Below are 13,601 nucleotides of genomic sequence, written 5' to 3'. Positions count from 1 at the left end.
AGGCCGGTGCGGGTGGCGATGATGACGAAGGAATACCCACCGGAGATCTATGGCGGTGCGGGTGTACACGTCACCGAACTGGTTGCTCAGTTGAAGCAGCTGTGCGAGGTGGACGTGCATTGTATGGGTGCTCCGCGCGTCGGGGCGGTCGTGCACACCCCCGATCCCGCGCTGGCCGGGGCCAATCCGGCGCTCGCGACGCTGTCCGCCGAATTGCGGATGGCGGACGCCGCGACGGGCGCCGACGTCGTGCACTCGCACACCTGGTACACCGGCCTCGCCGGCCATCTGGCGTCCGCGCTGTACGACGTGCCCCACATCCTCACCGCTCACTCTCTCGAGCCGCGGAGGCCGTGGAAGGCGGAGCAACTGGGCGGCGGCTACCGCATCTCCTCGTGGTCCGAGCGCAACGCCGTCGAGCACGCCGATGCGGTGATCGCCGTGAGCGCCGGGATGCGACTCGACGTCCTCGACGCGTACCCGTTCGTCGACCCGCACCGGGTCCACGTGGTGCGCAACGGGATCGACACGTCGGTCTGGCATGCGGGACCCGCAGGTCCGAGAGACTCCGCCCTCGCGAAGATCGGCGTCGACCCGGACCAGCCGATGGTGGCGTTCGTCGGCCGCATCACGCGGCAGAAGGGCGTCGGCCATCTGATCGCCGCAGCACACCACTTCGCGCCCGAGATCCAGCTGGTGCTGTGCGCGGGCGCCCCCGACACCCCGGAGATCGCCGCCGAGACCGAGCAGGCCGTCGCCGCGCTCGCGGCGCACCGTGGCAACGTGTTCTGGGTGCGCGAAATGCTCCCCACCGAACAGGTGCGGGAAATCCTGTCGGCCGCAACCGTCTTCGTGTGCCCGTCCGTGTACGAGCCGCTGGGGATCGTGAACCTCGAGGCCATGGCCTGCGAGACCGCGGTCGTGGCGTCCGACGTCGGCGGCATCCCGGAGGTGGTCGCGGACGGGGTCACCGGCCGTCTGGTGCACTACAACTCGTACGAGCCGGAGGCGTTCGAGCAGGCGCTGGCCGAGTCGGTCAACGCGATCGTCTCCGACGTCGGCACCGCCGAGGCCATGGGCAAGGCCGGGCGGGCGCGGGCCATAGCCGAGTTCTCCTGGGCAGCCATCGCGCAGCAGACCCTCGACGTCTACCAGGACGCGCTGTCGCGCCGCTGACGCTCAGAGCCGGGTGTAGGTGGACACCGTCACCGACGCCGTCACCGGATATTCCTGCGGCAGCGCCGCGATCGAGGACGCGAGCCGCTCGGATGTCAGGTGCCGCGCCGACGGCCCCATCCCCACCAGGCGGGTCACGTCGAGGTGCGACAACGACATCGGGTACTCCACCGCCACGTGGCCGGTGCGCTCGAACCGCCCGGACATCGCGGCCCCGAGCCGCTCGACCTTGCGGTCGTCCACCCGGACCATGCCGAGCAGGTCCACGAGTTCCCCCAGGTGCCGCTCCGTGGGCGTGAGGACCACCAGGGAGCCGTGCTCGGCCAGCACCCGGTGCGCCTCGTCGGCGTTGCGGGGCGCGAACACGCACAGGACGTGGCTGAGGACGTGGTCACGCACCGGAAGGTGTTGCCACACGTCCGCAACCACCGCCCCCGCACGCGGGTGTGCCCTGGCGATGCGACGCGCCGCGTACTTGGACACGTCCAGCCCGATCCCCCGGCCGGTCGGGGTGGCGTCGAGGACGCGCGCCAGGTAGTGGCCTGTGCCCGCGCCGATCTCGAGGATCCGGGGATCGTCGCCGGCCCCGGCGCCCGCCACCACCGCGTCGGCGACGGCATCCATCAGCGGGTCGAAGCTGCCTCCGCCGAGGAAGTCCGCACGTGCGGCGATCATTTCGGGGCTGTCGCCGTCGAACTTGCCGCCGGCCCCCGTCATCAGGGTGACGTAGCCCTGACGCGCCACGTCGAAGGCGTGCCCTGCATCACACAGGATCGCGCCTTCGTCGAGTTCCACCGGCGATCGGCACTGCGGGCAGGCCAGCAGGTCGGTCACATCGGCCAGCACGAACGTTCGCCTCCCTGTTCCGGACACGGAACAGGCCCCGCACCGAGAACGGCGACGGGGCCTGCCCTGTGAGGTTCTCTCCGCACTCGACTAACTGGTGACGCCCTTGAGCTCTTCACCGAGTGCGGCAGCTTCCTCCGGGGTGAGCTCGACAACCAGACGTCCACCACCCTCGAGCGGAACCCGCATGACGATTCCTCGTCCCTCTTTGGTTGCTTCGAGGGGACCGTCCCCGGTCCGGGGCTTCATGGCCGCCATCCTCTGCTCCCTCCAGATCTGCGCTGCCTGCTTGCGCCTCGACAAATTTTGGCACCCCGCCAACACTCGGCGAGGCTTGTGACATCCATTCTTCCCTATGGACACGAGTACCGGGAACCTGAGTCACGAATACGCAGGTTCACCGGCAATTCAGGCAGTGATCGGGACCCAGCAGCCGACGACGTGGTCGTCCACCATCCCGGTGGCCTGCATGAGTGCATAAGCGGTGGTAGGACCCACAAACTTGAACCCCCGGCGCTTCAATTCCTTCGCCATCGCGGTGGACTCGGGCGTGACGGCAGGGACGTCGTTCACGGTGGCCGGCCGACTCGGGCGCGGCGGCGGGGCGAACGACCACAGCAGCGCGTCCAGGTCGGTGTCCGACAACTCCAGCAGGGCCCGCGCGTTGCTTACCGACGCCTCGATCTTGGCCCGGTTCCGGACGATCGACGCGTCCCCGAGCAGCCGCTCCACGTCCCGTTCCGTGTACCGTGCGACCGCCTCCGGATCGAAGCCGGCGAACGCGGCCCGGAAGGCCTCGCGCTTGCGGAGAATCGTGATCCACGACAGTCCGGACTGGAACGCTTCGAGGCACAGCCGTTCGTACAATTCGTCGCGGCCGTGGAGTGGACGACCCCACTCGAGGTCGTGGTAGTCGCGGTACAGGCTGGACCCGTCCGAGTCGACGGCCCACGCGCACCGCACCCTGTCCTCGGCGCTCACCGGGCGTCACCCGGATCGTCGGCCGTGGCTTCGACCGTTGCCAACTGTTCACGCAGCGAATCGATTTCGCGACCCAGCCGGGCCAGCGCCCAGTCGACCTCGCTCGCCTTGTACCCCCGCAGCGTCTGCTGGAATCGCAACGCCTCCACGTCGGCGCCCGTCACACCGTCGGCGGGCAGGGCCGTGAGTGTGGTGCCGGGCGGCAGGGGCGCGAGTTCCTCGGAGCGGCCGAACACCGCACTGGCGGCGAGGAACAGCATCGCGCCGACGAACGCCATGACGAGCAGATAGAGCAGGGCTGTCACCATGCCCCGATCCTGTCACGGACGTCCGACAGCCTCCCGCGTCAGGGGCGCCCGGTCAGGGGCACACCGTGTTCATCGGCGGACGATCGGCCAGCGCGACGTTCGTCGTCGTCGGCACGAAGGAGTCGCCGTCCACCAGGAACTGGGTCAGGCCCGCCCCGGAGTCGGGCACCCCGCAGCGCCGCATCATCGTGCCGATGATCTGCCTGCTCATCACCCCGAGTTCGGACAGCGGACGGTTCCGGTGCTTGCGCACCCCCAGATTGACCTGGCCGATCGCACCGAGGCCGAGACGGTCGTACGTGTCGAGCAGCAGCCCGATCTCGACGCCGTAGCCGGGGGCGAACGGAACTGCCGACAACAACTCCCGGGTACCGGCGTACTCGCCGCCCAGCGGCTGCAGCACGCACGTCAGCTCCGGCCGGAGCGACGCCAGCATCGGGCGCGCCACGAGTTCGGTCACCCGGCCGCCGCCGTTGGCGTCCTCCGTCCCGCTCAGCCGGAGCGGACGCCGGTAGTAACCCTTCACGAGGTGGATGCCGTCGGCCGTCAGCAACGGTCCGAGCAGCTTCGGGACGAACGCCGGATCCGGGTTGATGAGATCCGAGTCGACGAACGCGATGAGGTCGCCGGTGCTCGCGGCGACGGAACGCCACAGCACCTCCCCCTTGCCCGCGACGGGTGGGAAGGCGGGCACCGCCTCCTCCCGGCTGATCACCGTGGCGCCCGCCGCGCGTGCGCGTTCCGCCGTCAGATCCGTCGACCCGGAATCGAGCACGATCAACTCGTCCACCAGCCCGCCGAGCAGCGGGTGGATCGTGTCCACCACCGCGGCGACCGTCTCCTCCTCGTTGAGCGCGGGCAGGACCACCGACACGGTGCGCCCCGCCTTGGCCCGTTCGAGTTCGGCGATGCTCCACGACGGCTGGTCCCAGCTGTTCGCCTCGGCCCAGGAACGCGGGGCGCGGTCCTCCGCCAACATCGTGTGGGCCGCCCGGGCCCCCACGGCACTCATGCCAGCCCCCGCACGGTGCGGGACGGGGCGCGTCGACCCTGAATCGCGGCCACCATGTCCACCACTCGGCGCGTGGGGGCAACTTCGTGGACACGGAAGACTCGGGCGCCTCCTGCGGCGGCCATAGCTGTCGCTGCCAATGTTCCCTCCAACCGCTCGACGAGATCTACCCCTAGAGTCTCCCCGACGAAGTCTTTGTTGCTCAGCGCCATGAGCACTGGCCATCCCGTATTTACAAGATCTTCCACTCGCCGCAACAACTCGAGCCCGTGATAGGTGTTTTTCCCGAAATCGTGGGTCGGATCGATGAGGATCGAGTCGGCGGGCACACCCAGCCGGGCCGCGTTCTCGGCGGCCGACACCACTTCGTCGAGGACGTCCGCCACGACGTCGGCGTAGCGGACGCGGAACGGCCGGGTCCGTGGGACCGCTCCCCCGGTGTGCGAACAGACGATGCCGGCACCCGTCTCCGCGGCCACCTCGACGAGCGCCGGGTCGGCGCCCGCCCACGTGTCGTTGATCAGGTCGGCGCCCTCGGCGACGGCCAGCCGGGCCACGTCGCTGCGCCAGGTGTCGATGCTGATGAGCAACTCCGGATAGCGTCCGCGGATCGCGGCGACGAACGGCACCACCCGCCGGATCTCCTCCACCGAGTCGACGACGTCGCCGGGCCCGGCCTTCACGCCGCCGATGTCGACGAGGTCGGCGCCCTCGTCGACGGCCCGCTCGACCGCCGACATCGCCGCGGAGTCGGTGAACGTGGCGCCGCGGTCGTAGAACGAATCGGGTGTCCGGTTCACGATGGCCATCACCAGCGCACGGTCGACCGCCACGGGCCGCCCGCACAGCGTGGGCGACGGACGGTCGGGCGCGGGCGGTACGTCTCTCTCGGCCATGTCACCAATATTGGCACGCAGCGAAATCGAAACCACCCGTGAGTACTTGTTAACGGCGGGCGGTTAACAAGTACTCACGGGCGGCGGAGCCGCATCACCGCTTGGGCAGCGACCCCTTCGCCACTTCCTCGACGTACCCGTCGTATGCGCGCTTGTAGCCGCCGCTGCGGCCGGACAGCACGTGCAGCGTGTCGGTGTCCTCGACGTCGTAGCCCTCCTTGCGGAGTTCCACCTTGCGACTCTTGAACGTCGACGTCTGTTCGAGGGAGTCGACGACGCGGACGAACAGCGGCACCGCGTACGACGGCAGCCGCTGGAACAGCAACTCCGCCACGTCGGAGCCGTCGAAGTCCTCGTTCTCGTGCAGCGTCACCGCGGCCATCCCGGCGCGACCGTCGGTCCCGGGGATCTCGACGCCGTAGACGACGGCATGCTCGACCGCGGGATGCGCGAGAAGCGCGCCCTCGACCTCGGTGGTCGCGACGTTCTCCCCCTTCCAGCGGAACGTGTCGCCGAGCCGGTCGACGAACGCGACGTGCGACCAGCCCTGACGGCGCACCAGGTCGCCGGTGTCGAACCAGCAGTCGCCGTCGTCGAAGGCGTCGCGGACGAGTTTCTTGTTCGTGGCTTCCTCGTCGGTGTAGCCGTCGAACGGCGCCCGGTCCGTCACCTTCGACAGGAGTAGGCCGACCTCGCCGGTGGCCACCTTCCGCAGTGTGCCGTCGGAGTGCCGCCGCGGCGCACCGTTGTCCTCGTCGTACTCGACCACGGCGTGCGGGAGCGGGCAGATGCCTGCGGTCCGGTCTACGTTGAGGGCGTTGACGAACGCGATGTTGCACTCGCTGGCGCCGTAGAACTCGGCCACCCGGGAAATGCCGAACCGGGTGGTGAACTCGGACCAGATCTCCGGACGGAGCCCGTTGCCGACCATCAGCCGGACGGCGTTGTCGCGGTCGCCCGGCTTCTCGGGCTGGTTCAGCAGGTACCGGCACAGTTCACCGATGTAGGTGAACGCGGTGGCCCGGTTCAGTGCGACGTCGTCCCAGAACTTGGACGCCGAGAACTGCTTGCCCAGCGCGAGTGTCGCCCCCGACCCCAGCACCGAAGACAGCGACACCGTCAGCGCGTTGTTGTGGTAGAGCGGAAGGCAGCAGTAGAGGACGTCGCTGCCGCGCAGCCGGACTCCCATGTTGCCGAGTCCGGACATGCTCTTGAGCCAGCGGAAGTGACTCATCAGGCTGGCCTTCGGCAGTCCGGTGGTGCCGGAGGTGAAGATGTAGAAGGCCTTCTCCCGGGCCTGGATCTGCTCACACACCTCGGGGTTGCCGTCGCCGGCCTTCTCGGCGAGCCGGTCGAGGTCGCCGACGTACACCACCGAGGCCACGGCGGGCGGTTCGTCGAGCGAGTCCATCGCCTCGCCGCACGCCTCGGACACCACGAGGACGCGGCTGTCGAGCAGCGAGATGCTGTGCGCGAGCACGTCTCCGCGCTGATTGTGGTTGAGCATCCCCGCAGTGGCGCCGAGCTTGACGGCGGCGAGTGCGATGAGCAGCGTCTCGGGGGCGTTCTTTCCCAGGATCCCGACGACGTCCCCGCGCGACACTCCGAGGTCGGTGAGCACGTGGGCGTAGCGGTTCACGCGGATGTTGGCGTTCCGGTAGCTCAGCGAGTCGCCCTCGAACCGCAGGAACGTGCGGCGCGGGTGCGCCGCGGCGGCGCGCTGGAAGACCAGGCCGATCGACTCCTTCGCGTCGGGGGTCCGGATGAGGCCGAGGACTCCCTTCGCCATGGTCGGCAGCTCCGGGATCAGGGCAGGCAACCGCCTGGCCAGATCGACCACACCGATCGTCGAACGTGCTTCAGAACGCATGACATCCCCTCAGGCCTGCAGTATGAATCAGGTCACCTTACTGCACGGTAACAACGTGCGCCACGACGGCGACCGGACGCCGCCTCAGGAGAGGCAGGCGTCCAGCGCCTCCCCGACGTCGGTCCGGACGAGCAGCCTGTCGAGGGCGCGCTGCGCCACGAAGCCGCCGCCCCGAAGACCGTCGATCCAGTCCAGCAGGCCCGTGTAGTGGCCGTGCGGATCGAGCAGGACGACCGGCTTCTCGTGCATGCCGAGGTAGCCCGCGGTCCAGGTTTCGAACAGCTCCTCGAGCGTGCCGATACCGCCGGGCAGCGTGATGAAGGCGTCGGCGCGGTCCTCCATGACCTGCTTGCGCTGGCGCATGGTGTCGGTGACGACGAGTTCGTCCGCGTCGACGTCGGCGACTTCCCTGTGCACCAGGGCTTTCGGGATGACCCCGACGGTGATCGCCCCGGCGGCGCGGGCAGCCTCGGCCACCGCACCCATCATCGAGACGTTGCCACCGCCGGACACCAGTTGCCAACCACGCTTTCCGATTTCGGTGCCCACCTGGGCCGCCAGTTCCAGGAAGTGATCGTCCACCGGCCCCGAAGCGCAGTAGACGCACACCGAGAACGGCTGCGGTGGAACAGTTTCCCGGTTCACCATTGCTCCTCCGTTCCGAGCAGTTCGGCCTCGTCGACTCCCTGCTGCGACTTGACGACGATCCGCACCGCCTCCTCGACACTGTCCGTGACGTGCAGCAGGTTGACATCGCCTTCCGAGATCTTGCCGCTGCGTTCGAGGGTTCCGCGGATCCAGTCCACGAGCCCGGACCAGTACTCGGTGCCGAACAGGATGATCGGGAACCGGGTGACCTTGCGCGTCTGCACCAGCGTCAGCGCCTCGAACAGTTCGTCGAGCGTCCCGAAGCCGCCAGGCAGGCAGATGAACGCCTGCGAGTACTTCACGAACATCGTCTTGCGGGCGAAGAAGTACCGGAAGTTGATACCCAGGTCGACCCACTCGTTCAGGCCCTGCTCGAACGGCAACTCGATACCGAGGCCGATGGAGTACCCACCCGATTCGCTGGCGCCGCGGTTGGCGGCCTCCATGACACCGGGGCCGCCGCCGGTGATGACGGCGTATCCGGACTCGGCCAGGCGCGCACCCAGCGCCCTGCCCGCCTCGTACTCGGGGTGACCGGGCTCGGTGCGGGCCGACCCGAACACGGTGACCGCACGCGGCACCTCGGCCAGGGCTCCGAACCCTTCGACGAACTCGCTCTGGATCCGCAGGACCCGCCACGGGTCGGTGTGCACCCAGTCGGTCTGACCCCGCTCGTCGAGCAACTGCTCGTCGGTGGTGGTCTCGTCCTTGCGGGCGCGCCTCAACTGCACCGGACCCCGGTGCTTCACGGACGAGGACTTCCGCCCGTAATTGTTCTTCTCGGGTGCCATGCGCCCCAGGCTAACGGGTCGCCCGTTCGGGGCACCGGGCAGTCACGGGGTGCTCAGATAGGCGCGGAGCACGGTCGCCACGTCGGTGATCTGCTGGACGGGGACGTGCTCGTCCCGCTTGTGCGCGAGGTTCGGATCGCCCGGACCGTAGTTGACGGCCGGGATGCCGAGCGCGGAGAACCGGGACACGTCCGTCCACCCGTACTTGGCGCGGAACTCGCCGCCTGCCGCCTCGATGAGGGCCGCGGCCGCCGGATCCGTCAGCCCGGGGAGCGCGCCCGGCGACAGGTCCGTGACCTCGAAACCCAGCTCGAGGCCGTCGAAGACCTCCCGCACGTGGTCGATCGCCTGCTCGGCGCTGCGGTCGGGCGCGAAGCGGAAGTTCACGTCCATCTCCGCGGCGTCCGGGACCACGTTGCCCGCGACACCGCCGGCGATCCGCACGGCGGACAGGCCCTCCCGGTACACGCAGCCGTCGATGTCCACTGACCGCGCGGTGTAGTCCGACAGCCGCTGCAGGACCGGGGCGAACCGGTGGATCGCGTTGTCGCCGAGCCACGATCTCGCGGAGTGCGCGCGGGTGCCGCGGGTGGTCAGCGTCACCCGCAGCGTGCCCTGGCAGCCCGCCTCGATGAGCCCACCCGTCGGCTCGCCCAGGATCGCGACGTCCGCGCGCAACCACTCCGGGATCTCACGTTCGATCCGTCCGAGCCCGTTGTGGACGGCCGCGATCTCCTCGCAGTCGTAGAACACCAGCGTCAGGTCGTGCGCGAGGTTCTCCACGGTGGCGGCCAGATGCAGGAACACCGCGTCGCCCGACTTCATGTCGACCGTTCCACACCCGTGCAGCAGGTCGCCCTCACGCCGGGAGGGCACGTTGTCCGCGATCGGCACGGTGTCGAGGTGCCCGGCGAGCATCACCCGGCTCGGGAGTCCCCGATCGGTGCGGGCGAGCACCGCGTTGCCGTTACGGATGATCTCGAAACCGGTGGTCTGCTCCCGCAGCGCCGACTCGACGACGGCGGCGATAACCGACTCGTCGTGCGAGACGCTGGGGATGTCCACCAGCGCGGCGGTGAGGTCGATGGGATCGGCGTGGAGGTCGAGTGTGCTCACCCGTCCACCCTAGGCCGACCCGTCTTCCTGCTGCGGCGTTGCTACCCGTCGAAGCCACCCGGGATCTCGTAGATCGCGCCGTCGAATCCGATGCGGAACAACCGTCCTGCGGAGAAGCCGCCGGACCCCTGCCCGTAGACGACCATGCTCGACGTCGGCAGTCCCGACGCCAGCACGCAGTACTGCCCCGGCGCGTCGACGCGCCAGATCTCGCCGCGCACGTTGGCCGGGACCACCGGGCGGCCCCGCGAATCCAGGGTCAGGCCGTCCGGTGCCGCGAATGTGTCGAGGCCGGACAGGTCGAGGATGCTTTCGGGGGCGCCCGGGTTCGCGATCGGGATCCGGCTCACGCCCGGATTCACGAACGTCCGCGACACGTAGAGGTACCGGTCGTCCACACCGAGCACCGCACCGTTCGCGCTGGGCAGCGTCGCCCAGTTCGGTTCGACCCGGCCGTCGGGGAACACCCGCCCGATCTGCGTTCCGAAGTCGTTGGTGGCGTATGCGGTCCCGGCGGCGTCGACGTCGAGTCCGTCCGCCGCGCTCAGGCCCGACACGAAGGGGGTGAGTGTGCCGGTGGCGGTGTTCAGCTTCGCGATCGCGCCCGGACGCAGGATGTCGCCGAGGAGGACGCGGGCGTCGGCGCCGTACCCCACCAGCAGTGATCCGTCCGAGGCCCAGGCGAGGGCGCCCGCGCCCCTGCCGCCGGGGACCGTCGCGACGGGGACCGCCGGCGCTCCCGGCGCGTCGAGACGGAACACGCGCCCGCTGAGGAGGTCCGTCGTGTAGAGGCGGCCGCCGCCGTCCACGGCGACGCCCTCCAGCGCGGCACCCGGCACCCGCCCCACGAGAACCGGTTGCTGGCCTGCAGCCGGGCACACCGGTGCGGCGGACGCGGTCTGCGGCACCGCCACCGACACCACCCCGGCGAGCAGCGCGCCCGCGGCCACGGCCCGCAGGCCGCGGCCCGTGGCTCGACCCCACCGTGAGCCTCCGGTCACCCGACCCCACTCCGAAATACGCATTGCCACGACCTTTCCCGGTGTCTCGCACGTGCCCCGTGCATGCTCCCCCATGAGCCCGGAACCCGCTCGGTTTCGAATCGATCACGCCCAGATAACGACCGCTCGAGAATGCCCGAGTAATGAGGCAGTAACCTCTACTGCCGTGAGCACACAGGGAGCATCAGCAGTAGGCATCGCCAACGTGACCGTCGGCGGCACGATCCTCGACACCTGGTTCCCGGCGCCTGAGCTGGGAACCTTCGACAGCGCGGGCACCGTGCGGATCGAGGGTGGCGACATCCCCTCCGATCTGGCACTTCTCGCCGGACCCGACGAGGCACGTGAGGTCGACCAGGTCGTGGTGCGCACCACCATCGCCGACCTGTCCGCGCCGCCGGCCGACGCCCACGACGCCTACCTGCGCCTTCACCTCCTCTCGCATCGCCTGGTGGCCCCGCACGGCGTCAACCTCGACGGACTGTTCGGGTTGCTGTCCAACGTGGTGTGGACCAACTTCGGACCGTGCGCGGTCGAGGGCTTCGAGAAGGTGCGGTCCCGCCTGCGTATCCGCGGCGTCGTCACCGTATTCGGTGTCGACAAGTTCCCGCGCATGGTCGACTACGTCGTCCCGTCGGGCGTCCGCATTGCCGACGCCGACCGCGTCCGTCTCGGCGCGCACCTGGCCAGCGGCACCACCGTGATGCACGAGGGCTTCGTCAACTTCAACGCGGGCACGCTCGGCAGCTCGATGGTCGAAGGCCGTATCTCCGCGGGCGTCGTCGTCGACGACGGATCCGACGTGGGCGGTGGCGCCTCGATCATGGGCACCCTGTCCGGTGGCGGCAAGGAGACCATCTCCGTCGGCAAGCGCTGCCTGCTCGGCGCCAATGCCGGTCTCGGCATCTCGCTCGGCGACGACTGTGTCCTCGAGGCCGGCCTGTACGTGACCGCGGGCACCAAGGTCACCGGCCCGGACGGCACCGTCGTGAAGGCCAAGGAACTCAACGGCCAGTCCAACCTGCTCTTCCGTCGCAACTCGGTGTCCGGGGCCGTCGAGGTCGTGCCGTGGAAGGGCACCGGCGTGGAATTGAACGCCGCTCTGCACGCCAACGACTGACACTGTGAGCGGTTCGCGAAATCCCGGCACCATGACCGATTCGACCGGCACCCTCGGCCGGGGCCTGAAGGTCCGTCACCTGACGATGATGGGCCTCGGTTCCGCGATCGGTGCCGGACTGTTCCTCGGTACCGGAGTCGGCATCGCGACCGCCGGTCCGGCCGTCCTCGTTTCCTACCTTCTCGCCGGCATCATCGTCGTCTTCGTGATGCGGATGCTCGGCGAGATGGGAGCGGCGATCCCCGCCAGCGGATCCTTCTCGCACTACGCGCGGATCGGCATCGGCGACTGGGCCGGATTCGTGATGGGGTGGCTTTACTGGTTCATGCTGATCATGGTGCTCGGCGCCGAGATCACGGGCGCCGCCGGCATCGTGAGCGGCTGGCTGCCCGGCGTGCCGCAGTGGGTCGTGGCCCTCGTGTTCGTGATCTTCTTCGCGGCCGTCAACCTCGCGAAGGTCAGCAACTTCGGCGAGTTCGAGTTCTGGTTCGCGGCCATCAAGGTCACCGTCATCATCGGGTTCCTGGTGATCGGTGTGCTGCTGGTATTCGGCCTGCTCCCGGACACCGAACCGGTGGGCACCACCAACCTCTTCGGGCACGGCGGGTTCATGCCGGAGGGCTTCGCCGGTGTCGCCGCGGGACTGCTGGTGGTGGCGTTCGCGTTCGGCGGCATCGAGATCGTGACCATCGCCGCCGCCGAATCCGAGGACCCGGAGCGTTCGATCGCCGTGGCGGTGCGCAGCGTCGTCTGGCGCATCAGCGTCTTCTACCTCGGTTCGATCTCGATCATGGTCCTCGTTCTTCCCTGGGACTCGTCGGACCTGAAGAGCGGGCCGTTCGTGGCCGTTCTCAACCAGGCGCACATCCCGTACGTGGCGGGGTTCATGGAACTCGTGGTCGTGGTGGCGTTGCTGTCGGCTTTCAACGCCAACATCTACGGCACGTCGCGGATGGCGTATTCGCTGTCGCGGCGCGGCGACGGTCCCGCGTTCATGGCCCGGATCTCGAATTCCGGGGTACCGCTCAATGCGGTGCTGCTGTCGGTGTTCTTCGGTTTCGTCAGCGTGCTGCTCAACTGGTGGCTGCCCGACGACCTGCTGGGACTGCTCCTGAACGCCGTCGGTTCGGCGCTGCTCGTCATCTGGATCTTCATCGTCGTCTCACACCTGAAGTTGCGTCCACGGCTCGAACGCGAGGGCAAGCTGACGGTGCGGATGTGGTTGTTCCCCTGGCTCAGCTATCTCACGCTCGCGATGCTCGGCGGTTTCGTCGTGCTGATGCTGTTCGACAGCGACGCCCGCACCCAGCTGATCTCGACGTGCGTGTTGTTCCTCGTCATCGCGGCACTCGGCGTGCTCAACACCCGGCGGCGGAGGCGTTCCCGGGCGGTGTGACCCGGATCCGGGCACTCACCGGTCGGGTGTCCGATCCGGATCGGCGGACGTGCGCGCCGCGTGGGCAAGGACCTGCGGTCCGGTCACCAAGGCTTTCCGCCACGGCGCGACACCCTCGATCTCGATCTCGATCGACAGACTCAGCACGGTGCGGATCAGCACGATCACACCGAGAACGGCGGCATCGGTCAGCGACGGTGTCGAGGTGACGGTCTTGACGATGTCTGCGGCGACGAGCAATTCCAGACCGAGCAGGATCGCTCCGCCGAGCGACTCCCGCAGGGTCTTGAACGCCCGAGCACCGTCACCGGACTTCCTCCATGTGCGCACCGCGAGGAAGAAGGCGAACACGAACCCGAGAACCATGGACGAGACACCGAGCACTTCGAACAGTTCGGTGGCGACTTCGAAGAACCGGTGAGTGTCCATGCGCGCCCCTT

General features: G+C 68.8%; 15 protein-coding genes. 3 read left to right on the top strand and 12 right to left on the bottom strand.

The window, feature by feature from the left end; all coding sequences use genetic code 11:
• Positions 1-6: 6 nt before the first annotated feature.
• Positions 7-1,176 carry a glycogen synthase gene (gene glgA / locus JWS14_RS32620; RefSeq protein WP_206015129.1) on the top strand — a complete coding sequence of 390 codons (1,170 nt, stop codon included), beginning with the start codon at positions 7-9 and terminating at the stop codon, positions 1,174-1,176.
• A 3-nt stretch (positions 1,177-1,179) separates the two neighbouring features.
• Here glgA and JWS14_RS32615 read toward each other — a convergent pair whose 3' ends face one another.
• The 11 genes from JWS14_RS32615 to JWS14_RS32565 form a co-directional block, all read right to left on the bottom strand.
• Positions 1,180-2,022 carry a putative RNA methyltransferase gene (locus JWS14_RS32615; protein ID WP_072949626.1) on the bottom strand — a complete coding sequence of 281 codons (843 nt, stop codon included), beginning with the start codon at positions 2,020-2,022 and terminating at the stop codon, positions 1,180-1,182.
• 90 nt (positions 2,023-2,112) lie between these two features.
• Positions 2,113-2,280: a DUF3117 domain-containing protein gene (locus JWS14_RS32610; RefSeq protein ID WP_003936084.1), complete on the bottom strand. Its 168-nt coding sequence runs from the start codon at positions 2,278-2,280 to the stop codon at positions 2,113-2,115.
• 150 nt (positions 2,281-2,430) lie between these two features.
• A complete protein-coding gene (locus tag JWS14_RS32605) occupies positions 2,431-3,003 on the bottom strand; it encodes a DNA-3-methyladenine glycosylase I (RefSeq protein ID WP_072949628.1) in 573 nt (190 codons plus the stop codon).
• A complete protein-coding gene (locus tag JWS14_RS32600; protein WP_072949631.1) occupies positions 3,000-3,311 on the bottom strand; it encodes a DivIVA domain-containing protein in 312 nt (103 codons plus the stop codon). The genes JWS14_RS32605 and JWS14_RS32600 overlap by 4 nt, the downstream gene beginning before the upstream one ends.
• Before the next feature lie 52 nt (positions 3,312-3,363).
• Positions 3,364-4,323: a glucosyl-3-phosphoglycerate synthase gene (locus JWS14_RS32595; RefSeq protein WP_083395574.1), complete on the bottom strand. Its 960-nt coding sequence runs from the start codon at positions 4,321-4,323 to the stop codon at positions 3,364-3,366.
• Complete coding sequence (gene folP, locus JWS14_RS32590) at positions 4,320-5,219, bottom strand: dihydropteroate synthase (protein WP_072949633.1); 900 nt, start codon at positions 5,217-5,219, stop codon at positions 4,320-4,322. The genes JWS14_RS32595 and folP overlap by 4 nt, the downstream gene beginning before the upstream one ends.
• 94 nt (positions 5,220-5,313) lie before the next feature.
• Positions 5,314-7,089 (bottom strand): long-chain-acyl-CoA synthetase, encoded by a 1,776-nt coding sequence (locus tag JWS14_RS32585; RefSeq protein WP_206015128.1) that lies wholly within the window; start codon positions 7,087-7,089, stop codon positions 5,314-5,316.
• An 84-nt stretch (positions 7,090-7,173) separates the two neighbouring features.
• Complete coding sequence (locus JWS14_RS32580; RefSeq protein WP_072949638.1) at positions 7,174-7,737, bottom strand: LOG family protein; 564 nt, start codon at positions 7,735-7,737, stop codon at positions 7,174-7,176.
• Complete coding sequence (locus JWS14_RS32575; RefSeq protein WP_072949640.1) at positions 7,731-8,528, bottom strand: LOG family protein; 798 nt, start codon at positions 8,526-8,528, stop codon at positions 7,731-7,733. The genes JWS14_RS32580 and JWS14_RS32575 overlap by 7 nt, the downstream gene beginning before the upstream one ends.
• 42 nt (positions 8,529-8,570) lie before the next feature.
• Positions 8,571-9,644: a succinyl-diaminopimelate desuccinylase gene (gene dapE, locus JWS14_RS32570; protein WP_072949643.1), complete on the bottom strand. Its 1,074-nt coding sequence runs from the start codon at positions 9,642-9,644 to the stop codon at positions 8,571-8,573.
• Positions 9,645-9,685: 41 nt separating this feature from the next.
• Positions 9,686-10,669 (bottom strand): SMP-30/gluconolactonase/LRE family protein, encoded by a 984-nt coding sequence (locus JWS14_RS32565; protein WP_206015127.1) that lies wholly within the window; start codon positions 10,667-10,669, stop codon positions 9,686-9,688.
• A gap of 142 nt (positions 10,670-10,811) precedes the next feature.
• Here JWS14_RS32565 and dapD point away from each other — a divergent pair, with 142 nt between their 5' ends.
• On the top strand, positions 10,812-11,765 hold the full coding sequence (dapD, locus tag JWS14_RS32560) for a 2,3,4,5-tetrahydropyridine-2,6-dicarboxylate N-succinyltransferase (RefSeq protein WP_072949645.1): 954 nt from the start codon (positions 10,812-10,814) through the stop codon (positions 11,763-11,765).
• Positions 11,766-11,796: 31 nt separating this feature from the next.
• Positions 11,797-13,161 carry an amino acid permease gene (locus JWS14_RS32555; RefSeq protein WP_206015126.1) on the top strand — a complete coding sequence of 455 codons (1,365 nt, stop codon included), beginning with the start codon at positions 11,797-11,799 and terminating at the stop codon, positions 13,159-13,161.
• A 15-nt stretch (positions 13,162-13,176) separates the two neighbouring features.
• On the opposite strand, the gene JWS14_RS32550 is transcribed toward JWS14_RS32555, so the two are convergent.
• Positions 13,177-13,590 (bottom strand): DUF1622 domain-containing protein, encoded by a 414-nt coding sequence (locus JWS14_RS32550; protein ID WP_072949650.1) that lies wholly within the window; start codon positions 13,588-13,590, stop codon positions 13,177-13,179.
• Positions 13,591-13,601 lie beyond the last annotated feature (11 nt).

Source organism: Rhodococcus koreensis, from assembly GCF_017068375.1.
Classification (GTDB): Bacteria; Actinomycetota; Actinomycetes; order Mycobacteriales; family Mycobacteriaceae; genus Rhodococcus_F; species Rhodococcus_F koreensis.
This window is presented reverse-complemented; position numbering and strand designations above follow the sequence as displayed.

Excerpts from the sequence above, each read along its gene's own strand:
- JWS14_RS32610 (WP_003936084.1), bottom strand. The coding sequence starts at position 2,280 with ATGGCGGCCATGAAGCCCCGGACCGGGGACGGTCCCCTCGAAGCAACC.
- JWS14_RS32600 (WP_072949631.1), bottom strand. The coding sequence starts at position 3,311 with ATGGTGACAGCCCTGCTCTATCTGCTCGTCATGGCGTTCGTCGGCGCG.
- JWS14_RS32595 (WP_083395574.1), bottom strand. The coding sequence starts at position 4,323 with ATGAGTGCCGTGGGGGCCCGGGCGGCCCACACGATGTTGGCGGAGGAC.
- folP (WP_072949633.1), bottom strand. The coding sequence starts at position 5,219 with ATGGCCGAGAGAGACGTACCGCCCGCGCCCGACCGTCCGTCGCCCACG.
- JWS14_RS32585 (WP_206015128.1), bottom strand. The coding sequence starts at position 7,089 with ATGCGTTCTGAAGCACGTTCGACGATCGGTGTGGTCGATCTGGCCAGG.
- JWS14_RS32580 (WP_072949638.1), bottom strand. The coding sequence starts at position 7,737 with ATGGTGAACCGGGAAACTGTTCCACCGCAGCCGTTCTCGGTGTGCGTC.
- JWS14_RS32575 (WP_072949640.1), bottom strand. The coding sequence starts at position 8,528 with ATGGCACCCGAGAAGAACAATTACGGGCGGAAGTCCTCGTCCGTGAAG.
- JWS14_RS32565 (WP_206015127.1), bottom strand. The coding sequence starts at position 10,669 with ATGCGTATTTCGGAGTGGGGTCGGGTGACCGGAGGCTCACGGTGGGGT.
- JWS14_RS32555 (WP_206015126.1), top strand. The coding sequence starts at position 11,797 with ATGACCGATTCGACCGGCACCCTCGGCCGGGGCCTGAAGGTCCGTCAC.
- JWS14_RS32550 (WP_072949650.1), bottom strand. The coding sequence starts at position 13,590 with ATGGACACTCACCGGTTCTTCGAAGTCGCCACCGAACTGTTCGAAGTG.